This window comes from Streptomyces sp. XD-27, from assembly GCF_030553055.1.
Taxonomy (GTDB): domain Bacteria; phylum Actinomycetota; class Actinomycetes; order Streptomycetales; family Streptomycetaceae; genus Streptomyces.
Map to the genome: position 1 here is coordinate 1425360 of NZ_CP130713.1, position 20149 is coordinate 1445508.

Annotated in this window: 17 protein-coding genes and 1 pseudogene; 9 read left to right on the forward strand and 9 right to left on the reverse strand. The window is 71.7% G+C overall.

Annotated features, from left to right (window positions below):
- Positions 1–364: 364 nt before the first annotated feature.
- The 3 genes from Q3Y56_RS06020 (at position 365) to Q3Y56_RS06030 (ending at position 3238) form a co-directional block, all read left to right on the forward strand.
- Positions 365–2242 carry a glycosyltransferase family 2 protein gene (locus Q3Y56_RS06020; RefSeq protein ID WP_304460921.1) on the forward strand — a complete coding sequence of 626 codons (1878 nt, stop codon included), beginning with the start codon at positions 365–367 and terminating at the stop codon, positions 2240–2242.
- A 145-nt stretch (positions 2243–2387) separates the two neighbouring features.
- Entirely contained in the window at positions 2388–2735 is a 348-nt protein-coding gene (locus Q3Y56_RS06025) for a chaplin (protein WP_304460922.1), read from the forward strand.
- Positions 2736–2854: 119 nt separating this feature from the next.
- A complete protein-coding gene (locus tag Q3Y56_RS06030; RefSeq protein WP_369696716.1) occupies positions 2855–3238 on the forward strand; it encodes a (2Fe-2S) ferredoxin domain-containing protein in 384 nt (127 codons plus the stop codon).
- 31 nt (positions 3239–3269) lie between these two features.
- On the opposite strand, the gene Q3Y56_RS06035 is transcribed toward Q3Y56_RS06030, so the two are convergent.
- Positions 3270–4925 carry an FAD-binding dehydrogenase gene (locus Q3Y56_RS06035; RefSeq protein ID WP_304460923.1) on the reverse strand — a complete coding sequence of 552 codons (1656 nt, stop codon included), beginning with the start codon at positions 4923–4925 and terminating at the stop codon, positions 3270–3272.
- A gap of 74 nt (positions 4926–4999) precedes the next feature.
- On the opposite strand from Q3Y56_RS06035, the gene Q3Y56_RS06040 reads away from it, so the two are divergent.
- The 3 genes from Q3Y56_RS06040 (at position 5000) to Q3Y56_RS06050 (ending at position 6367) form a co-directional block, all read left to right on the forward strand.
- A complete protein-coding gene (locus tag Q3Y56_RS06040; RefSeq protein WP_304460924.1) occupies positions 5000–5527 on the forward strand; it encodes an NUDIX domain-containing protein in 528 nt (175 codons plus the stop codon).
- Between the two features lie 157 nt (positions 5528–5684).
- Positions 5685–6056 carry a YidH family protein gene (locus tag Q3Y56_RS06045; protein WP_304465488.1) on the forward strand — a complete coding sequence of 124 codons (372 nt, stop codon included), beginning with the start codon at positions 5685–5687 and terminating at the stop codon, positions 6054–6056.
- Positions 6056–6367 (forward strand): DUF202 domain-containing protein, encoded by a 312-nt coding sequence (locus tag Q3Y56_RS06050; RefSeq protein ID WP_304460925.1) that lies wholly within the window; start codon positions 6056–6058, stop codon positions 6365–6367. The genes Q3Y56_RS06045 and Q3Y56_RS06050 overlap by 1 nt, the downstream gene beginning before the upstream one ends.
- 25 nt (positions 6368–6392) lie before the next feature.
- On the opposite strand, the gene Q3Y56_RS06055 is transcribed toward Q3Y56_RS06050, so the two are convergent.
- On the reverse strand, positions 6393–7895 hold the full coding sequence (locus tag Q3Y56_RS06055; protein ID WP_304460926.1) for an MFS transporter: 1503 nt from the start codon (positions 7893–7895) through the stop codon (positions 6393–6395).
- Positions 7896–8040: 145 nt separating this feature from the next.
- Here Q3Y56_RS06055 and Q3Y56_RS06060 point away from each other — a divergent pair, with 145 nt between their 5' ends.
- The 3 genes and pseudogenes from Q3Y56_RS06060 to Q3Y56_RS06070 all read left to right on the forward strand — a co-directional run bounded on the left by Q3Y56_RS06060 (position 8041) and on the right by Q3Y56_RS06070 (position 10816).
- Positions 8041–8490: a MarR family winged helix-turn-helix transcriptional regulator gene (locus tag Q3Y56_RS06060; protein ID WP_304460927.1), complete on the forward strand. Its 450-nt coding sequence runs from the start codon at positions 8041–8043 to the stop codon at positions 8488–8490.
- Between the two features lie 83 nt (positions 8491–8573).
- A pseudogene (locus tag Q3Y56_RS06065) lies at positions 8574–9595 on the forward strand (phosphotransferase family protein).
- Between the two features lie 6 nt (positions 9596–9601).
- Positions 9602–10816, forward strand: a complete 1215-nt coding sequence (locus Q3Y56_RS06070; protein ID WP_304460928.1) for an acyl-CoA dehydrogenase family protein — start codon at positions 9602–9604, stop codon at positions 10814–10816.
- 15 nt (positions 10817–10831) lie between these two features.
- Here the strand turns inward: Q3Y56_RS06070 and Q3Y56_RS06075 are convergent, their stop codons facing one another.
- The 7 genes from Q3Y56_RS06075 to Q3Y56_RS06105 form a co-directional block, all read right to left on the reverse strand.
- Positions 10832–12436 (reverse strand): DUF4189 domain-containing protein, encoded by a 1605-nt coding sequence (locus Q3Y56_RS06075; protein ID WP_304460929.1) that lies wholly within the window; start codon positions 12434–12436, stop codon positions 10832–10834.
- A complete protein-coding gene (locus Q3Y56_RS06080) occupies positions 12433–13191 on the reverse strand; it encodes a protein phosphatase 2C domain-containing protein (RefSeq protein WP_304460930.1) in 759 nt (252 codons plus the stop codon). Before Q3Y56_RS06080 ends, Q3Y56_RS06075 begins: the two co-directional genes overlap by 4 nt.
- A 236-nt stretch (positions 13192–13427) precedes the next feature.
- Positions 13428–14108: a VWA domain-containing protein gene (locus tag Q3Y56_RS06085; protein WP_304460931.1), complete on the reverse strand. Its 681-nt coding sequence runs from the start codon at positions 14106–14108 to the stop codon at positions 13428–13430.
- 41 nt (positions 14109–14149) lie between these two features.
- Complete coding sequence (locus tag Q3Y56_RS06090) at positions 14150–15310, reverse strand: macro domain-containing protein (RefSeq protein ID WP_304460932.1); 1161 nt, start codon at positions 15308–15310, stop codon at positions 14150–14152.
- A 40-nt stretch (positions 15311–15350) separates the two neighbouring features.
- Complete coding sequence (locus tag Q3Y56_RS06095) at positions 15351–16016, reverse strand: RES family NAD+ phosphorylase (protein WP_304460933.1); 666 nt, start codon at positions 16014–16016, stop codon at positions 15351–15353.
- The gene (locus Q3Y56_RS06100; RefSeq protein WP_304460934.1) at positions 16016–16696 is read right to left on the reverse strand and encodes a hypothetical protein; all 681 of its coding nucleotides are present in this window, start codon (positions 16694–16696) and stop codon (positions 16016–16018) included. The genes Q3Y56_RS06095 and Q3Y56_RS06100 overlap by 1 nt, the downstream gene beginning before the upstream one ends.
- Complete coding sequence (locus tag Q3Y56_RS06105) at positions 16693–20124, reverse strand: CHAT domain-containing protein (protein ID WP_304460935.1); 3432 nt, start codon at positions 20122–20124, stop codon at positions 16693–16695. The genes Q3Y56_RS06100 and Q3Y56_RS06105 overlap by 4 nt, the downstream gene beginning before the upstream one ends.
- Positions 20125–20149 lie beyond the last annotated feature (25 nt).

The window sequence follows — 20149 nt, forward strand, 5'->3', positions numbered from 1 at the left end:
GGCCGAGAACCGTGCCCCGGGCGCGGCCCGGAAGGAATCACGCATCACTGTCCTCCGAATTCCGCACGCCAAATTGCCCTAGATCGTTACATGTGCAGAGATGTAAATCGGGCAGGACGCGCCCGCAGGACCGCCGGAGTGATCACCCGTTCGCCACCGTCACAGGGCGCGCCACAAGTCCGATTTACGCAGATAAGCCCGTTGTGATTGTTAAATTCTCGTCTTGGGCGATCAGCGGATGGTATCGCCCGTCCGGCTTATCGCCCGTGCGACATCGCGTGCGTCGGCTCGTGCGTCACCACGAGCGCCGTCACGTCGGTCACCCGGGCGGTTCCGACCCTGACAGCCCTGCGGGAGTGGCCTGATGACATCGCCGAGCCCAGTCCGTGCCGACGGCGCGGCGGGCGTGGAGGACGCGCCGGACAGACCGGCGTACGCATACGACCGATACAGCAAACTGGCCGGGCCGCTCGTGGACCCGGAGCCGGGCCGGCCGTACCGCGTGCGCTACCGGAGCCTGCTGGCGAAGCAGCCGCACCGCTTACGCGCGGCACTGCTGCTGTGCGCCGCGCCGCTGTGCTCGGGGGTGCTGCTCCTGTGGCTGCTCCAGCCCGCGCACTGGGTGCAGCGCCCGGACGTGCCCGGCTGGGAGCGGGCGGCGGATCTGGTGATGGTCATCTCGATCGGCCTGATCGAGTTCTTCCGCCTGTTCACCGTCATCTCCAACGCCCACGCCACGCTCATGGCCCGCGACCCGGTGCCGGTGCCCGCCGAGCCCGGTACCCGGGTGGCCTTCCTGACCAGCTTCGTGCCCGGCAAGGAGCCGCTGTCGATGGTCCGGGCCACGCTGGAGGGCGCGGTACGGCTGCGGCACCAGGGCACCGTCCACGTCTGGCTGCTGGACGAGGGTGACGATCCGGCCGCCAAGGAGCTGTGCGCGCGGCTGGGGGTGCGCCACTTCTCCCGCAAAGGGGTGGCGAAGTGGAACCAGCCGTCGGGCGCGTTCCGGGCGAAGACCAAGCACGGCAACTACAACGCCTGGCTGGACGCGCACGGCGACGGCTACGACTTCATGGCCTGCGTGGACACCGACCACGTCCCGCTGCCCAACTTCCTGGAGCGCATGCTCGGCTACTTCCGCGACCCCGATGTCGCGTTCGTCGTGGGTCCCCAGGTCTACGGCAACTACGACGCGCCCGTGACCAAGGCCGCCGAGAGCCAGCAGTTCCTCTTCCACGCCCTGATCCAGCGGGCCGGGAACGCCTACGGCGGCGCGATGTTCGTCGGCACCAACAACGCCGTACGGGTCAGTGCGCTCAAGGGGATCGGCGGGCTCTACGACTCGATCACCGAGGACATGGCCACCGGCTTCGAGCTGCACCGCCACCGCAACCCCGCGACCGGCCGTAAGTGGTCCTCGGTCTACACCCCCGACGTCCTCGCCGTCGGTGAGGGCCCGTCGTCCTGGACGGACTTCTTCACCCAGCAGCTCCGCTGGTCGCGCGGCACGTACGAGACGGTGCTCAAGCAGTTCTGGAAGGGCGCGTGGCGACTGCCGCCCGGCAAGTTCCTCAATTACGGGCTGATGGTCGCCTACTACCCGATGACGGCGCTCAACTGGCTGCTCTCGGCGCTGTCCTGCACGCTCTTCCTCGCCGTCGGCGCCGCCGGTGTGCGCATCTCCCCCGAGGTGTGGCTGATGCTCTACGGCGACGCGGCCGCGCTCCAGATCGGGCTCTACGTGTGGAACCGGCGGCACAACGTCAGCCCCCATGAACCGGAGGGCTCCTCGGGAGCGGCCGGGATGGTGCTCTCCGCGCTCTCCGCGCCGATCTACGCCAAGTCGCTGTACGACGCGGTGCTGCGGCGCAAGAGCCGGTTCGTGGTGACACCCAAGGGGAACTCCGCGAGCCCGGACCGCCTGGCCACCTTCCGCATCCACCTCCTGTGGTGCACCGTCTTCGGCGGGTCGGTCATCGCCTCCTTCGTCCTGGGCCACACCCACACGACCATGATCGTGTGGGCGCTGCTCGCCGTGGTGCTGTCGCTGGCGCCGGTCGCGGTCTGGGTGGTCGGCCTGCGCAAGGGCCGCGTGCGGGCCACGGCGTTAGCCGTACCGACCGCGCGGAGCGACACGGCCGGTGTACGGGGCACCGTGCCGGAGCCGCCCGCCGCCCCGCCGGGCGATCCCCGACCCGCTCCGCCGTGGGCCTCGGAAGAGGACCCGCTGTGCCGGATCTGAACGAGCGTCACCGGGCACCTGCCCGAGCTCCCCCGCGGGACACCCACCACCTTCGATGATGCGATCGGGTGATAACGCGCATCCATGGACGATTCCGTTCGTTGAGAAGATTGCCCCATTCACGGCAAGTGAGAGGAATATGGCGATGAAGCGATTCGTCAAGGCGGCGGGCATGACGGCTGCCAGCTGTGCCCTGGTCGTCACTGGCGCAGGTGTCGCCGCGGCAACCCCGGACGAGGGCCAGGTCCGTGCGGCGGAGGGCAAGTACGTCGTCACGTACAAGAAGGTCCCGACGAAGGCCAAGAAGCGTCACCACCACCACGACCACGGGAAGGGGGCCTCCGCCAGCGGCGTGGCCGTGGGCTCGCCTGGCTTCCTGAGCGGCAACGTCATCCAGGTGCCGATCAACGTTCCGATCAACGCGTGCGGCAACCAGGTCCCCGTCATCGCGCTGCTCAACTTCGCGCATTCCGGCAAGTGCATCAACAAGTGACCTGACACCCCATCGCGACCGGGCCGCCGGAGCACTCTCCGGCGGCCCGGTCCGTCATCCGGCCCGATGTGCGGGCCCGGGTTCGGACAGGCTCGGGGCAGGGATCTAGGATCACGCCGGTGACCAGCGATTCCACCACCCCCTGCCGAGTGACGGTCTGCCGCGGCTGCTGCTGCGGCGACCCGCGCAAGATTCCCGGCGTCGACCACTTGGCCCAGATACCGCGGCTGCGCGCCGCCCTCGGGGACGCCGCGCGGGTCCGCGCCTCGGAGTGCCTGGACGTCTGCGACCAGGCCAACGTCGTGGTGGTCCAGCCGTCGGCGGCGGGCAGGGCGGCCGGCGGGCGGCCCGTCTGGCTGGGCCTGGTCAACGACGACGACGCGCTGGACGACATCGCGGCCTGGCTCCGCGCGGGCGGCCCCGGGATCGCCGAACCGCCCGGCGTGCTCGACCTCTACACCATCACCGTCTCGCGCCGGGTGCGCGCCGCGGTGGAGGACTGACGCGGCGTCAGCCTGCCGCGGCGACCCGTTCTCAGCCCACGGCCTTCGCCGCCGCGCGGCCCGCCGTCCGCCCCGAGAACAGGCAGCCGCCGAGGAAGGTGCCCTCCAAGGAGCGGTAGCCGTGCATGCCGCCGCCCCCGAACCCGGCCGCCTCACCGGCGGCGTAGACGCCGGGCAGCGGTGTGCCGCCGTCGGCGAGCACCCGCGCGGACAGGTCGGTCTCCAGCCCGCCGAGCGTCTTGCGGGTGAGGATGTGCAGCCGTACGGCGATCAGCGGGCCCGCCGCGGGGTCGAGGACGCGATGCGGGGCCGCGGTGCGGATCAGCCGGTCGCCGAGGTATCTGCGGGCGCCGCGCAACGCCGTGACCTGGAGGTCCTTGGTGTAGGGGTTGGCGATCTCGCGGTCGCGCGCGGCGATCTGCCGGCGCAACTCGGCCTCGTCGATGAGCGGTTCCTTGGTGAGTTCGTTCATCCGGCGCACCAGGGCGGTCAGCGACCGCTCCACGACGAAGTCCGCGCCGCGGTCCATGAACGCCTTGACCGGACCGGGGATGCCGGATCGCGCGCGCCCCAGCACCTCGCGCCAGCTCTTTCCCGTCAGGTCGGGGTTCTGCTCGGAGCCCGAGAGCGTGAACTCCTTTTCGATCATCTTGCGGGTGAGCACGAACCAGGTGTGGTCATGGCCGGTGTGCATGATGTGTTCGAGGGTGCCGAGGGTGTCGAAGCCGGGGAAGAGCGGCACCGGCAGGCGCCTGCCGCGGGCGTCGAACCACAGCGGCGACGGGCCGCTGAGAATACGAATGCCGTGCTGCGGCCAGATGGGGTTCCAGTTCTGCACGCCCTCGGTGTAGTGCCACATCCGGTCGCGGTTGATCAGCCGCGCGCCGGCCGCCTCGGCGACGCCGAGCATCGCCCCGTCCACGTGCGCGGGCACGCCGGAGATCATGGTCTCGGGCGGCGTGCCGAGCCGCCGCGGCCAGTTGCGGCGCACCAGGTCGTGGTTGCCGCCGATGCCGCCTGAGGTGATGATCACCGCCTGGGCGCGCAGCTCGAAGGCGCCGGAGACCTCGCGGCTGGTGGGCGTGCCCCGCTTCGCGTCGCTGGGTTCCAGGATCTCGCCGCTGACGGTGTCCACGTCGCCCGCGGTGCGCGACAGCCGGGTGACCCGGTGGCGGAAGCGCAGGCTGACCAGTCCGCGGGCGGCCCCGGCGCGCACCCGCCGCTCGAACGGGGCGACCAGGCCGGGCCCGGTGCCCCAGGTGATGTGGAAGCGGGGTACGGAGTTGCCGTGCCCGGTGGCGTCGTAGCCGCCGCGCTCGGCCCAGCCGACGACGGGGAACAGGCGTACGCCCTGGCGGTGCAGCCACGACCGCTTCTCGCCCGCCGCGAAGTCGACGTAACCCTCGGCCCAGCGGCGCGGCCAGTGGTCCTCGGGGCGGTCGAACCCCGCTGTGCCCAGCCAGTCCTGCCAGGCCAGTTCGCGGCTGTCGCGGATGCGCATCCGGCGCTGCTCGGGCGAGTCGACCAGGAACAGGCCGCCGAAGGACCAGTGCGCCTGGCCGCCGAGGGACTGCTCCGGCTCCTGGTCGAGCAGGATCACGCTGCGCCCGGCCTCGGCCAGTTCGGCGGTGGCCGCGAGCCCCGCGAGCCCCGCACCCACCACGATCACATCCGCGTCGTACGCCATGGAGCGATCCTGCATACCGCCCGGTAGGGCGTCAACCTTCCGGCGGTGTCCGCGTGATCTGCTTGTATGGCGCCATGTCCGCATCACAGCAGCAGCCGCGCTCCGCCGATGAACTCCTGGACATCGTGGACGAGCGGGACCAGGTGGTGGGCCAGGCGCGGCGCGGCGAGGCGATGGCCCGGCGGCTGCGGCACCGCTGCGTGTTCGTCCTGGCCCGGGACGCGGCGGGCCGGATCTTCGTGCACCGCCGCACCGCGCAGAAGCTGGTCTTCCCGTCCCTGTACGACGTGTTCGTGGGCGGGGTCGTCGGCGCGGGCGAGTCCTACGACGAGGCGGCGCTGCGCGAGGCGGAGGAGGAACTGGGGGTCTGCGGGCTGCCCGCGCCCGCACCGCTGTTCACCTTTCTGTACGAGACGCCGGAGCACACCTGGTTCAGCCGGGTCTACGAGGTGCGCTGCGACCTGCCGGTGGCGCCGCAGGCCGAAGAGGTGGCGTGGCACGCCTTTCTGACCGAGGAGGAGCTGGCCCGGCGGCTGGCCGAATGGGAGTGGGTGCCGGACGGCATGGAGGCGTACCGGCGGCTGCTGGCGCACCGCCGCTGACCGGACGCGCGCGTAAGCTCGTCCTATGATCCGCGTCCCCCGGTCCGGCGACCGGTCAGGCACCCGATCCGGCGACCGGTCAGGCGATCGGTCAGGCACCCGGTCCGGCGATCGGTCCGGTGCCGTCCGCGGCGGGCTCGCCGCCGCCGTCGCGGGGGTGCGGCTGTGGTTCGCGCCCACCCGGGTGCGGGCGGAGGGCGCCACCCCCGACTACCGCTTCTCGCTGGCCAACGAGCGCACCTTCCTGGCCTGGCTGCGGACCTCGCTGGCGCTGGTGGGCGGCGGCATCGCGGTGGACCAGTTCCTGCCCGACATGGCCCGGCCGTGGCGGCTGACGCTGGCCGCCGTCCTGCTGGCGGGCGGTGCGGTCTGCGCCGTACGGGCCGTCAACCACTGGGTGCGCTGCGAGCGGGCGATGCGGCGCGGCGAGGATCTGCCGGCCTCCCGGTTCCCGGCCGTGCTGGGGGTGACGGTCGGTCTGCTCGCGGTGGGGATGGTGCTGGTCGCGGCGTTCGGCTGGGCCCGCTGATGGCGGGGGCGGCGCGGGATCCGGGGCTCCAGCCGGAGCGCACCCGGCTGGCCTGGCGGCGTACGACCTTGGCGTACGCGGTGGTGTGCGTGCTCGGCGTGCGGCACGCGCTGCGGGCCGCGCCGGGCCCGGTGCCGCTGCTCGCCACGGCGCTGATCGCGCTGGTCTGGCTGGGATTCCTGGGCGCGGCGCACCGGCGTATCCGGGCGATGGCCGCGCCGCGGCCGCCCGCGCTGTCCGCGCGGGCGGCCGTGGTCGCGGCGGGGTGCGCGGTCGCGCTGGCGGTGCTCGGCGCGACCGTGCTGGTGTGACGGGCGGGGCTTTGGGCCCGGACGCTCAGACCCCCGCCCGTTCGGCGGTCCGCTCCGCGCCCGCCTCGTCGGCGGCGGAGCCGCCCTCGGCCGCGTGGGTGCGGATCGTGCGCAGCCCCACGGCCGCGACCACGGCGACCAGGGCGAACGCGGCTCCGGCGAGGACGAAGCTCAGGGTGAACTGCGACTCGGCGGGCAGCTGCGGGGCGCCGGGCGGCAGGTTCTCCGCGGCCTTGGAGGCGAGCACCGTGGTGATCATGGCGCTGCCGATCGCGCTGCCGGTGGACCGGGCGATGGAGTTGATGCCGTTGGCGATGCCGGTCTGCCGCGGCGGGACGCTGGCGACGATCACCGCGGGCATGGCCGCGTAGCCGAGGCTGATGCCCGCGCCGACCAGCAGGCCCGCGCCGATGACCGAGGCGGCGTGGGAGTGGTCCAGGGAGATCCACGCGAATCCGGCGGTGCCGACGACCGAGGCGAGGATCAGCACCAGGCGCGGCCCGTGGCGCCGTACGAGCTGGCCGCCGAGCGGGGCGGACAGCAGCGAGACGATCGTGCTGGGCAGCAGGAACTGCACGGAGGCGCGGAGCACGGAGGCGTCGAAGCCGTACCCGACGAGCGCGGACGGCATCTGCGCCAGGTACGAGACCCCGATGAACAGGGCGAACATCCCGAAGCCGACGAGCAGACCGGCGATGTTGGCGAACAGCACCGGGGGGTGCGCGAACATGCGCATGTCGACGAGCGGCTCGCGCACCTTGCGCTCGACGACGACCCAGACGGCGGCCATGACCACCGCTCCGGCGAAGCCGCCGAGCGTACGGGCGCTGGTCCAGCCCCACTCGTGACCCTGGGTGATCGGGAGCAGCAGGAGGACGAGGGTCGCGCCGAGAGTCAGGGCGCCGAGCACGTCCGTGCGGCCACCGGTGGTCTCGCGGGTGGCGGGCACCAGGAAGACGACGGCGAGGAGGGCGGTGACGGCGAGCCCGGTGGCCAGCCAGAAGGCGCTGCGGTAGTCGGCGTCGTCACCGGAGGTGAGCAGGCCGGTGGCGACCAGGGCGAGGCCGCTGCCGAACGCGAGGGTGCCGCTGACCAGGGCCATCGCTCCGGGGAGCTTCGCGGGACGGACCTCCTCGCGCAGCACGGACAGCGCGAGCGGGAAGATCGCCGTGGCGGCGCCCTGGAGCACCCGGCCGACGAGCAGCCAGGCCAGGGAGTGGGTGGTGGCGGCGAGCACGGAGCCCGCGACCATGACGATCAGCACGCCGACCAGGGTGGACTTCTTGCCGTGCTGGTCGCCGAAGCGGCCCAGCAGCGGAGTGAAGACGGCCGCGGACAGCAGGGTGGCGGTGGTGACCCAGCTGACCTGGGCCGAGGTGACGTCGAGGTCGGTCTGGATGCGGCCGAGGATCGGCACCACCAGGGTCTGCATCATCGACACGACCATGGCGGCCAGGCTGAGCGCGAAGACGATCACCGTCTCGCTGCGCCGCCCTTCGGCCGCGTCGGTGGCTGGTGCGTGGCTCATGGGTCCTTCTCGTTCCTTCACGACTCGTTACTTGGTGACACGGATGCTTGAAGTCATCAAGCAACTTGGAAAAGGTAGACCTCAATGATTGAGGTGGTCAAGTTAATGGTTGAAATTCTTAATTACCTTCAGTTACAGTCGGTGCATGAGCGCCAGCGCCAGCACCCCGCAAGCCCCCACGAAGATCGAGCTCCTGGAGCTCCTGGCGGCGATCGGCACCGCCCAGTGGCGGGACTTCGCCGCCGCCGCCGCGCGCCACGGCCTCACCGGGAACCAGGCCAAGGTGCTCGACCACCTGCGGAGCGACCCGCTGCCGATGCGCGGCCTCGCCGAGCGGCTGATCTGCGACGCCTCCAACATCACCGGCATCGTGGACCGGCTGGAGGACCACGGCCTGGTGCGCCGCGAGCCGTCGGCCACCGACCGCCGCGTGAAGAACGTCACGATCACCGACGAGGGCCTGGAGACGATCCGCCGGGTGCGCGCCGAGATGCAGGCCACCCACAGCGCGCTGGACACCCTCGACACCGAGGAGAGCGCGACGCTCTACGCCCTGCTGGACCGGTTGCGCCCCAGCATGGAGCGGTCGATCTGACACCTCGCGCGACCCCGGCCGACCCCCGGCCGGATGCCCGCGCGCCCTGGACTCCATACCGACCGGTCGGCATGATGGCTCTCATGAGCCAAGGAACTCCCCCAGGACTCGACCTGGAGCGCCTGCGCGCGCATCTGGACCGCGAGCGCCCCGGGCTGGCGCACGGGCCGCTGAGCGCCGAGCTGATCGAGGGCGGGCGGTCCAACCTCACCTACCGGGTCACCGACGGCAGCGCCCGCTGGGTGGTCCGCCGGCCACCGCTCGGGCACGTCCTGGCGACCGCTCACGACATGGCGCGCGAACACCGGGTGATCAGCGCGCTGCACCCGACGGCCGTGCCCGTGCCGGAGCCGGTGCTGCTGTGCGAGGACGCGAGCGTCATCGGATCGCCCTTCTACGTCATGGAGTTGGTCGACGGCACCCCGTACCGTACCGCCGGGCAGCTGACCGCCCTCGGACCGGGGCGCACCCGCGAGGTGATCCTGGGCCTGGTGGACACCCTGGTCGCCCTGCACGCCGTCGACCCCGGCGCCGCCGGGCTGGCCGACTTCGGACGGCCCGAGGGCTTCCTGGAGCGGCAGCTGCGCCGCTGGGGCAAGCAGTTGGCGGCGTCCCGCGACCGCGAGCTGCCCGGCATCGACGCCCTCCACGAGGCACTGGCCAAGGCGCTGCCCCGCTCCCCGCGCCCACCGTCGTCCACGGCGACTACCGCCTGGACAACGTGCTGGTGGACGCCGACGACCGGATCACCGCGATCCTCGACTGGGAGATGTCCACCCTCGGCGATCCGCTGACCGATCTCGGGCTGCTGGTGATGTACAGCCGGCCGCTGGACCTGTCCGACTCACCGGTCAGCACCACCGCGGGCGCGCCCGGCCACCCCGAGCCGGCCGAGCTGATCGAGCGGTACGCGGCCGGGTCCGGCCGCGACGTCTCGGACATCGCCTGGTACACGGCCTTCGCCTGGTTCAAGCTCGCCGTGATCCTCGAAGGCATCCACTACCGCTTCACGCTCGGCCAGACCGTCGGCGCCGGCTTCGACCGCATCGGCGAGCTCGTCCCGGTGTTCATCCGTAACGGCCTCACCACCCTCCAGGAGAGCTGACGCCCCATGGACTTCGCATACGACGCCCGAACCGAGGAACTGAGGGCCGCCCTGCTCTCCTTCATGGAGGAGCACGTCCACCCGGCCGAGGCGGTCGCCGAACAGCAGCGGGCGGCGCTGGCCTCCCCGTGGGACACCCCGCCGGTGGTCGAGGAGCTCAAGGCCGAGGCCCGCAAGCGGGGCCTGTGGAACCTCTTCCTCCCCGACAGCGAGTACGGTGCCGGGCTGACCAACGCTCAGTACGCGCCGCTCGCCGAGATCACCGGCCGCAGCCCGCAGCTGGCCCCGACCGCGCTGAACTGCGCCGCGCCGGACACCGGCAACATGGAGGTCCTGGCCCAGTTCGGATCCGCGCGGCAGCGGAAGCAGTGGCTGGAGCCGCTGCTCGCGGGCGAGATCCGCTCCGCGTTCGCGATGACCGAGCCGGACGTCGCCTCGTCCGACGCCACCAACATCGAGACCCGGATCGAACGCGACGGCGACGACTACGTCATCACCGGCCGCAAGTGGTACATCTCCGGCGCGATGAACCCCGACTGCGCGATCTTCATCGTGATGGGCAAGACCGACCCCGACGGCGCCGACATCCGCCGGCAGCAGTCGATGGTGCTGGTCCCGCGGGACACGCCGGGGCTCGAAGTACGCCGCGCCATGCGGGTCTTCGGCTACGAGGACCACTACCACGGCGGCCACGCGGAGGTCGTCTTCGACCGGGTGCGGGTCCCGGTGACCAACCTCATCGGCGAGGAGGGCGGCGGCTTCGCCATCGCGCAGGCCCGGCTCGGCCCCGGCCGCATCCACCACTGCATGCGGCTGATCGGCATGGCCGAGCGGGCGATCGAGCTGATGTGCCGCCGCGCCACCTCCCGTACGGCCTTCGGCAAGCCGCTCGCGGCGCAGGGCGTGGTCCAGGAGTGGATCGCCGACTCCCGGGTCGCCGTGGAGCAGCTGCGGCTGCTGGTCCTCAAGACGGCCTGGCTGATGGACACGGTGGGCAACCGCGCCGCGCACACCGAGATCCAGGCCATCAAGATCGCCACGCCGCGTACGGTCGTGGGCATCCTGGACCGGGCGATCCAGCTGCACGGCGCGGGCGGCGTCAGCCAGGACTTCCCGCTGGCGGAGCTGTGGGCGGCGGCGCGGACGCTCCAGCTGGCGGATGGCCCGGACGAGGTGCACCAGCGGTCGCTGGCGCGACGTGAATTGAGGAAGTACGCGTAAACCCACGAAACAAGCTCAGCGCCGGGTGCACACCGAAGTGATCCATCGGCCGCCGCCCGCGTTGGATATGGCGTTGTTCACGGCCTCGTTCCGCGTGGCCCCATGACCGCCCCAGTACTGACCGGTGTTGGGGTTGTGCGCGACGGCACCGCAGCCGTTGACGAACGTCGTCAGGACCTTGCAGTCCGTTCGCGGGCAGCCGTCCCTTGCTCCCTCCTCGGCAGCGCTCCTGGAGCTGTAGTCCCAGGACCTCCCGATGCTTCCGTCACTCGACACCGCTATGGCGCCGTAGTAGTACGTCGGTTCGGGTTCCGGGGGATCGTACGTCGGTTCAGGGTCTGGGGGGTCATACGTCGGTTCGAGGTCCGGGGGGTCGTACGTCGGGTCAGGGTCCGGGGGGTCGTACGAGGGCTCCGGATCCGGAGTGGTGTACTCCGGCTCGGATTCGTCGGGCTCCGACTGGTCCAGCGTGGGTGCGTCCTCGTCGGGTGTCCACTGAGGCGCGGAGACGTCGGATTGTGGGCGGGCCTCGGAATCGCCGGGCGAGGAGTCGTCGACGTGCGAGAGGCCGAAGACCAGGACCGCGATGGCGGCCGCGATACCGGCAACGGCTGTACCCGGCACGTGGGCGCCGGGGCCGGGCCTGACCGTCGGGCCGCTCGGCGCATTCCCCGCACCTGGGCCGGAGCCCGACGGATTCGGTTGCCGTCCGGGCCTGGGCGCCGCGGCAGGAACAGCCGATGCCGTCGAGCGGACTGCGGCCAGTTGTTCAGCCCAGCGGCTGAGTGCGGGCCGACGGCTGGGATCCGGGTCGATGCCGGCGCGGGCCAGGTCGCCGAGCTCCGGGTGCACCGCAGCCAGGGCGGCGGGATCGGTGGCTGTTTGGTCACGCGCGAAGAGCCGGACCGCGAGCAGCCCGAACTTGTACACGTCACTGGCCCGAGTGGCCTTCTCCTCGCCGTCGGGGACCTGCCAGTCCGGCGTCTCCGCCTGGGGCAGCACCGTGGCGCCCCGCAACCGCATGGCATCGCAGTCGATGAGGAAGCACTCGGCCTGCGGGGCGGTCGCGAACAGCAGGTTCTTCGGGGAGAGGTCCCCGACGGTGATGCCGATGCGGTGAAGCCGGGTGAGCGTGCCGGCCAAGTCTTTCAGGACGGCGAGCCGGTCCCGTTCGCTGACGGTCAGGCCGATGCCGGCGACATAGGAGTCGTCGTTGAGGAGGTACTCCAGGTTGGCAAGCCGCTCGGTCCCCGTGGCAGCGCCGCCGAGTCCCCGCAACGTGAACCGGAAGCGTTCGGGAACGGCACGCATCAGGAACCCGCAGGTCTGATGGTGGCGCTTGACCACCGCGGCGGGCCAAGCCGTCTTCTCGCACAGCCAGCGGGCGTCCGTGGCACTCAGCTCGCCGACCAGCGCCACGCTCGCTTCCAGCGCTGCCGCGTCGAGCTCGGGCAGCACGGCCGCGCTGTACTCCTTGTACACCACCGGCCAGCCGCCGCCGTCCGCCCTGTTGATCACCCTCTGGGGCACCTCGTAGACCGTGCCCTGGCCGCCCTGACCGAGCCGGCGCCCCAGGGTGAGCGTGCTGTGATCGATGACGGAGACGGGCTGTGAGCTCATCGCCGTCCTGCCGAGTCGTGCGGCCAGATCACCAGCAGGGTCCGGTCGTCGTCGAAGGTCTCCCGGGAGAAGTCCAGCAGGTGCGCGAGCCAGAGCGGCGGGGTCGGTTCGGCGAGGTGGGCGGCGAACAACGTGCCGACCTGCCCATCGCCGTCACCGAGCGGATCCCCGAATCCATCGGTTCCGACGAGGAGAACCTGACGCGACGTCAGGTGGATCGCAGCCTGTTCGATCACGTCGGGCACGTACGGAAGGGGCGTCACCTCGTTCGATACGACCACGGCGTCCGAGCCGGATTTCGCATCAAACAATGACTCGTACCGCCCGCTCGCCGTGTCCAGTGCCCAGGCCCCGGAGTCCGCGACACGGCAGATATCGGCCAGGGCCCCCTCGGAATCGGGACGTACCACGCCGGTCACCAGCGTCGTCGCGTACAGGCCGGCCACCTCGGCCGCGTCCGGCTCCCTGCCACCCAGGCGCCGCCGAGCCACCTGCCGCAGCCGTTCGGCCGCGTGGTCGGCGACGAGCCGGAAGTCCAGCGGTTCCTGCGTCCGGTCCAGCAGGTGAAGCAACGTGTCAACAGCGGCCCGGCATGCCTCTACGGCCCCGAGTTCGGGGTTCGTAGCGCTGGAGACACCGTCGGCGACCGCGAACGCGATACTGCCCGTGGCCTCATGGACCGCTGCCCGGGCCGCATCCTGCCGGGGCTGCCGGTAGTAGCGGTGCTTGGCGCCGCGAACCGAGGCGAACCGCATGGTGAGCCCAGGCACCGACCAGCCGTCGCACTCGCTGTCCGGGAAGTCGAACGCGTACTGGCCCGGTGCCCGCGCCTCGAATTCAGGACCGGCCGTACCCACCGCGATCCGGCGCCACGGCGCGGCCACCGGCGGATACGGCGGGTCGGGTGGGACGGGAGGCGGGGGCGGGGGCGGGGGCGGAGCAACCGGCACGGACGGCACCTCGGTACGATCTTTCCTCCCTGAACGCCTCACTACCCGACCTCGTCAATGGCCATGGTGAACTGGTCCGGACGATTGACCACGAGTTGCGGGCTGGCCGAGTTCAAGGCATGTCCCGACGCGACCAGACTCGTGGTCAGCGCATGGAAGAACTCCGAGATCGCCCGGCCGATATCGGTCCCCGCCTTCGCGATGAAGGCGAACTCCGGGCGGGTCGCCACCTCCACCATCGTCCGTGCCTCCGCGTCACCGATCCCGCAGGCAATGATGTTCGGAGCGACCGGCGTCCGCGCCTTGTCAATCAGCGTGGCGTGCGAAAGGCGCCAGCCGTCGCCGTCGGTGGGCTGCCCGTCGCTGAGGAAGAAGACCACCGGACGGTGCACCTTGTACCCCTCACCGCGCAGCCCCTGCACATCGACCGGAATCCGGTCCAGGAGATCGTCGAACACCGCCCCGTAGTTGGTCAGTCCCCGAATGGTGACCTGAGGCAGGCTGGTCTCGGTGCGCATATCGGACACGGCGAGACGGACCTGCACGTCGTCGGAGAAGCCGAGCACCGACAACCGCAGCTTGGCCGCGATCATCGGCTCGGCCCTCAGCCCTTCACACAAGGAGACCAGGCCGTCGGACAGCGCCTCTCTGTACGGCCCCATCGAGCCCGACTCGTCAGCCAGCACATAGGCGGGCAGCAGAATGCCCTTCGTCTCCGCCATGTCGATCGGCCCCCGTTTCTGTTCTCTTCGTCAACTGGCGCTCATGTACAGGTAGTTCGGATGCCTGGTTCCAGTACACCAGAGGGGCTGGGCGCGGACCGGCTGGAATCGGGGCGGATACCGGCCGGGCCATCGCCGCCCAGTGCCCGTACCAGCACATCGGCTGCGGCGGGCTGACGCACGATCACATGGAGGTCGAAGTCCGTCCCACGGGCCAGCTCCGCCTCCAGGGCCGCCCAGATCGCGTGGATGCTCTGCTGGTAGGACAGCCCGCCACGGCCGGAACCGATCAGCGGCAGGCACAGCGAGCGCAGCGGCGGGTCGAACCGGCCACTCTCCTCGGCCAGCAGCGCCAGCGCCCGGGTCACAGCCCGGGTCACATCGGTGGGCAGCACGTCGTAGTCGTTGGTCCCGGCCCGGGGTACTGCGACGGCCGTGTGGTAGATGCGGCGTACGCCCTGTTCGGCGAGGGCCCCGGGCCCCGTGGCCGCGACGGTGCCGGGCAGCACCGGACGCCCCGACGTGCCCTGCCGCGAGGCCCAGTCCCGCAGTTCGTCGCGGATCCGGTCCGCCACCAGTTCCCCGGTCACGCCGCGCCGCGCACCGGCCCGGCGCAGTGAGGCCGACACCGAGGATTTGAACACCTCGGGCAGCGCGAGATAGGTGTTCGTGGGAGAGACGATGACATCCACGTCGCGCAGGAGATCAACGGGGTGGATGTGCAGGGTCGCGGCAACGGTTCGCCGCCCCGCGCGCGTCCGTAACGACCGATGGGTGTCCGGGGAGCTTCCGGTTGGCGGGGCGGCGTGCCCCGTCAACTGCGCGATGTGCTCCGCGACCTGGCCCAGCACCATGGCCTCGTGGTGTTTGCGGAACCGCTCCACGCTGACGCCGTAGACCCCGGCGGAGCGCCTGCGCCGGTCGGCGCCCGGCCAGTCGCGGGTGCCGGGCGCCAGCCCCAGCGTGTACTCGGCCGCCTCGCGGAGACTTCCCGCGTCCAGGCGCGCCACCGACAGCCGCAGCAGCCGCTCGATCGCCGAAGCGGGCGGCGCGTCGGCGTCCGTGACCGCGGCAGCCCGCTCGAGAGCCGGCAGTTCCAGCGCGCGCAGCCGGATGATCCCGGCACGGCGCACCGCCCTGAGGTCACGGACGATCGATGCGTGGTCGACCGGCTGGGCCGGCACAGCCGTCTCCGGTGGCATGGCGGTAAGGATGCTCCGCGCGACAAACCGCCGCAAGCGGTCAACGGGACTTTCCGGGGATCACTGCCGCGCGCAGCGGAGCGAGCAGCCGGTTCGCCAGCGCGCTCCCGGCCGGTGCCCCGAGGTCGGTCGTCCCGCATCCCGGGTCGGGTTTGAGCGGGTCCTGACCACAGCGGTCCCCGAACAGCACCACCGCCCGCCGCGGCCGGTGCCGCCGGGAATGCCACACCATGCCTTGTGCCTCTGTGACTTGAGCACGCAGCTCACTCGCCCAGCGCCGGGTCTGCGCGTAGCCCGCGCCCTCCGCCTCGAGTAGCCAGGAGTCCTGGCACACGGCGGCCAGGTCCTCCTCGGACAGCAGTTGGATGAGCCGTAGATCTACTCGGGTCCGCAGCAGGGTGAGCGAGCGGCCCACGACCCAGGCGCGCGGTACCAGCCGTATGCCGGAGTCCGTGTCGAAGGCCAGCGAACGCAGCAGCACCTCCGCCAGTGCGGTGGCCGGTTCGGAGCCCGCGTACAGGAACGGGTACGGGTCCTCGGGGGTGCCGTCGAAGCGGTTGCCGCCGAAGTGCGAGTCCGCGGCGACCGGGTTGAACGCCTCGGCCGGCCGCTTGCTGCTGTGGCACCGCCACAACGCGGTACCGGCCGGAAGCGTGCACAGTCGGGGCGTCATCCGGTACGCCGTGGGAGGGAAGCGGTCGGGCATCAGTCCCCCTCCAGCATCGCCGAGGCCGCACCGGTCAGCAGTTCCTCCGGCAGGTGCCCGAGGAGCGACGCGGGCCGCCCGCCGAGCCACTGATTGCCGCTCAGCCACCAGTCGGCCGCTCCCCAGGGGTCGTTCTCCGCCCCCAGCAGCCGGTTGACCCGTCGTACGACCGGCATCGGCCCGCCGCTGTCACCGGTGAACTGGAACGCGGGGTAACGGGCTCCGGCCTCCGGATCGTCGAGCCGGATGAGCCCGTCCGTGCTGTCGCACCGATTGCGGACTTCCTGCGCCGACAACGACGGTTGGGCCAGAAGCCGTTTCCGCGCCGCGGCGATGATCCCGCCGGGGTCGTCGGCGTCCACCGGCCCTCCGGGGCGGTCGGCCGTCGTCAGCCGTGCGTGCAGTTCCCGTGCCAGCTCCACGACCCGGGGCCCGGCGGTCGCGGGGCCCGCCAGCCGGGTGCCGTCCAGAGCGGCAGCCACCGGATGTCCCGGCGGAAGGGCAAGGAGCACGTGCTCCACCCCCCGCACGGCCCTGCGCACCGCCCGTGCGTCCTGCTGCGGGGCTTCGGCAAGCGCGCCGAGCCTGGCCATGAGCAGCGCGCGCTGCTCCTCGTCGAGCGCGGCACGGATGTCATCCCACCGCAGGCGAACCACCTTGAGCAGTTCCTCGGGACTCATGCGCTCCCCTCCATGGCCGCGGAATCCGGTGCCGGTCCTGGATGCCCTTGGTGGACGAAGGCGGCCCACGCCGGAATCCGGTCCAGGCCCGGTAGCTGCGCCTCACGGGCCACATGGCCGCTGACGCTTTCGGGAACCTTGCGCTCGGGGTCGAGCATCCACAGCTGCGCCGACCGCAGGGCGTCCGCCGGACCCTGGCCCTCGACCGAAAGGAAGTGGTGGAAGACCGCCATCATCAGCGCCGAGGCGCTGTCGTCCGTTCTCCACCGCGACCCCACCGCGTTCCGTGCGCCGCGTGCCACGAACGCCGTGGTCAGCGTCAGCGCCTCATCGTGATCACGGGTACTCAGGTCCGTCTCGCAGGCGCTCAGTACGACCAGCGGGCCGCCGCTGCCCGATGCGGCGGCGCCGACGGGGCCGGCGATGCCGTCGTCCGTGAGATCCAGCAGCCGGGTCACGGTCAGCATGCCCTCGTCCGGCACGGTCCCCGGCCCGCCCCGATCGGCGGACCATGGGGCGCCGTCGTCGGGGAACGCCAGGCAGAGCGCCGAAACGGTCGGCCGCGGCCCGGCGGACCCGTGCGAGGCCACGTGCAGCAACGAGGCCCCGGGCAGCGCGCCCAGCACGTCTTCCGGCGTGCCGGGCGCCCGCGGCGGAACCGGAGGCTCGTAGAACTCCCCGTAGAGCCGTGCCTGCGGATAGAACGCGCTGTGCAGGGCGATGATCTCCCGTTCCGCGTGCGGCAGGTCCATCCGGGGATCGGCCACCAGCACCGGTGCCGCGTCCACGGGGATCCGGTCGCGGCTCACCGCCGCGAGGAACTGACTGCCCGATGCCGCATAGGTCAGCACCAGGTCCTGGCAGGCGTAGCGGTAGTTACTCCGCTCGTGACGGCGCGCGGCGTGCCACGGGACGACGCCGAGATTGCCGCAGGGCACCAGCACCACGCGGAGAGGGCCGCGCGTGCTGCGGGCGGCGTTCCCCTCCGCGTCGGCGGTGAGGCGGTCCTCGATCTGCCGCATCAGCGGTTCCACCACCGTGTACGAAGCCCAGTCGCACAGGCGGTCCAGGACCCTCTCCCACCTGCGCTCGGCGACGTCGCCGCCCACTCGGGAACGGGCTGCCGCCGCGTTCAGGTACTCCGCCAGCGGCCCACTCGGCGAGCTGAACAGCTGGGGAAGGTCAAGCGCCGTCGGCTCCAGGTCCGGCCCCAGGGCGATCGCCACCCCGTGGGCCTCGCCCTTTCCGGGCAGCAGGTAGACCAGTACGTCGGCGCCGCCCGCCGCGACACCCGCGCGCAGCTCGGCCGTGGTCGGGGTGGCGAACAGGTCCCTCTGCCGACCGTGCTGCCGGTAGCCGAGCGCTTCCAGGGCCCGGCGGCGCAGACTGCTGGGAAGGAGCCGGCCGCCTTCCGCCTGCGTGTCGGGGGCCGTCCGCCGCCAGGTGTCGGCGATTTCCCGGTGGCCGCGCGCCTCAAGCAGCTCGGGCACTCCCGCGGAGGTCGAGGCGGCCTGCAGGACCAGTGCCCGGCCCAGCTCCAGGGCGGTGACCGCCGCCTCCAGGCGACCGCAGCCGATCGCCGTCCGTGCGGTCATGTGTCCCCGGTCGGCCGCGGATCTGGCCACCAGCAGGCCGTGTTCGGAGCCCGCCTGCAGGAGTACGTCGGCCGAGACGGCGTGCAAGGCGTCCAGCCCCGCATCCGTGGCGGCGTGCAGCTCCTCCGGGCTCTGCGTGCGAAACCACCGCAGCCAGTACGCCCTGACGAGATGCCACAGCGCATCCGCCGCGAAGATCGCATCCTGGCCCTGCCGGGCGCGTTCACGGGTGCGCTCCAAGCGCGCGATGGCCTGGTCGAGATCGGCCGGGTCATCGGTGTGCTCGTACCGCTCGAGCAGGCCGAGCGCCGTACGCTGCTCCTCGACCTGGCGCCGCACGGGCATGGCCTGATCCCCTGTGACCGGATCGTGGAGACTCTCCTCGATCAGCGCGGGATCGCTCTCGTAGTGCCCGCGCATGAGCTTCGCCTGGCGGATCAACCCGCCCATCGTCTCGTTCCACGGCGGCGGCGCCGACTGCGCGCACTCCTCCAGGTGGGCGAGCCCTCGCAGGCTCTCCGACTCGTCCCCCAGCAGGGCGCCACGCGCCTGATACACCTGGCTCAGCGCCAGCGGAACGAGAATCGAGGAGGCGTGTGACTTCGGTACGCGCGCGTGGAGGCCCAGTAGTTCGTTGAGGATCGCTTCCAACTCGGCCAGATCCCCTGACTGTTCGGCGCGCGATGTCCGGGAGAGCGCGGAGAGGACACGAATCGCGTCGAGGGCGTCGGCATCCGGGCCGGAAGAGGGCGCGGCCTCCGCCAGACCCGCCTTCATCGCCTCGGTCACACGATGCGCGAAGTCACCGTCCTGGAGACTGCCGCCGGTGGTGTGCGCGCTGTGCAGCAGGGCGGCGCGCATGGCCTTCATGCTCAGTGCCATCGCGTGGTCCTGGGGCAGGCGCTCCGTGACCTCGGTGATCTCACGCACCGCGGTGTCCAGGAGTGCCGGATCGCCGGTGCCGAGCGCCGCCGCGGTCGCGAGCAGCGCGGAGGAGATCTCGGGGGAGAACCCGCCGGGACTCCCGTCAGAACTCCTCTCGGAACCCGGCTTCTTGGCCTGGCCGGGTGAACCCACCGGGTCCCGGTCCGGCTGCTTGCCACCAACCGCCCCGGACCGTGGAGACGAGGGCGCCCCAGGAGCGTTCCGCGGTCCCATGGATGCGGCCGGCCCGCGGAGCTCGTCCTTGTAGGGGAAGTCGGCGGGCATGGCCTCCCACAGGCGTTGCTCCGTCATGGCGTCGGCAACGGCGCCGGGCCGCAACAGTTCCTCGGCCAGAGCCGCCACCGGCGCCAACTGCTCGATCACGGCGCGTAGTTCGGGCGGCATCGGAAGGTCCTCGATGTCGGCCAGGAGCGCAGGCACCTCGGCCAGGCCCGAGCGTCCGATCTGTGTCAAGGACCAGTTCATCGCTGCCGGAAATCCGGGCGCCGACCCGATACCTCCGCCACCATGCGGTGCCATCAAGAGCAGCAGGCACAGCGCCGCACACTGCCGCTCCCACCGGGGGGCCTGGGAGTCCGGCTCGCGGACACGGCGCAGGTGCACGAGCGCTCGCTCGCGGTCCTCGGCAGCCCCACTCATGGTGTACCGGGAGGTGAGGAGGGCTCCCAGTCGGGCCACCACCGCGATCCGATGTGGCTCCTCCGCGCCCAGCAGCCTCTCCAGCTCTGTCAACTCCTCCACGGCCTGATCGAGGAGCGCCTGGTCGAGGACGACGCCGCCCCGTGCCGTCGGCTGCACCCGGTGGAACGGGATCAGCAGATCGGCCCGCGCCATGGCATCCCGCGCCCAGGTTCGTAGCCCCCGTATTCCGCCCCTGCCATCGGTCATCGCGCCCCGCTCCGCCGCCCGATCA

Coding starts and splice junctions, on each gene's coding strand:
- Q3Y56_RS06020 (WP_304460921.1), top strand. CDS start 365: ATGACATCGCCGAGCCCAGTCCGTGCCGACGGCGCGGCGGGCGTGGAG.
- Q3Y56_RS06025 (WP_304460922.1), top strand. CDS start 2,388: ATGAAGCGATTCGTCAAGGCGGCGGGCATGACGGCTGCCAGCTGTGCC.
- Q3Y56_RS06035 (WP_304460923.1), bottom strand. CDS start 4,925: ATGGCGTACGACGCGGATGTGATCGTGGTGGGTGCGGGGCTCGCGGGG.
- Q3Y56_RS06040 (WP_304460924.1), top strand. CDS start 5,000: ATGTCCGCATCACAGCAGCAGCCGCGCTCCGCCGATGAACTCCTGGAC.
- Q3Y56_RS06050 (WP_304460925.1), top strand. CDS start 6,056: ATGGCGGGGGCGGCGCGGGATCCGGGGCTCCAGCCGGAGCGCACCCGG.
- Q3Y56_RS06055 (WP_304460926.1), bottom strand. CDS start 7,895: ATGAGCCACGCACCAGCCACCGACGCGGCCGAAGGGCGGCGCAGCGAG.
- Q3Y56_RS06060 (WP_304460927.1), top strand. CDS start 8,041: ATGAGCGCCAGCGCCAGCACCCCGCAAGCCCCCACGAAGATCGAGCTC.
- Q3Y56_RS06070 (WP_304460928.1), top strand. CDS start 9,602: ATGGACTTCGCATACGACGCCCGAACCGAGGAACTGAGGGCCGCCCTG.
- Q3Y56_RS06075 (WP_304460929.1), bottom strand. CDS start 12,436: ATGAGCTCACAGCCCGTCTCCGTCATCGATCACAGCACGCTCACCCTG.
- Q3Y56_RS06080 (WP_304460930.1), bottom strand. CDS start 13,191: ATGCGGTTCGCCTCGGTTCGCGGCGCCAAGCACCGCTACTACCGGCAG.
- Q3Y56_RS06085 (WP_304460931.1), bottom strand. CDS start 14,108: ATGGCGGAGACGAAGGGCATTCTGCTGCCCGCCTATGTGCTGGCTGAC.
- Q3Y56_RS06090 (WP_304460932.1), bottom strand. CDS start 15,310: ATGCCACCGGAGACGGCTGTGCCGGCCCAGCCGGTCGACCACGCATCG.
- Q3Y56_RS06095 (WP_304460933.1), bottom strand. CDS start 16,016: ATGCCCGACCGCTTCCCTCCCACGGCGTACCGGATGACGCCCCGACTG.
- Q3Y56_RS06100 (WP_304460934.1), bottom strand. CDS start 16,696: ATGAGTCCCGAGGAACTGCTCAAGGTGGTTCGCCTGCGGTGGGATGAC.
- Q3Y56_RS06105 (WP_304460935.1), bottom strand. CDS start 20,124: ATGACCGATGGCAGGGGCGGAATACGGGGGCTACGAACCTGGGCGCGG.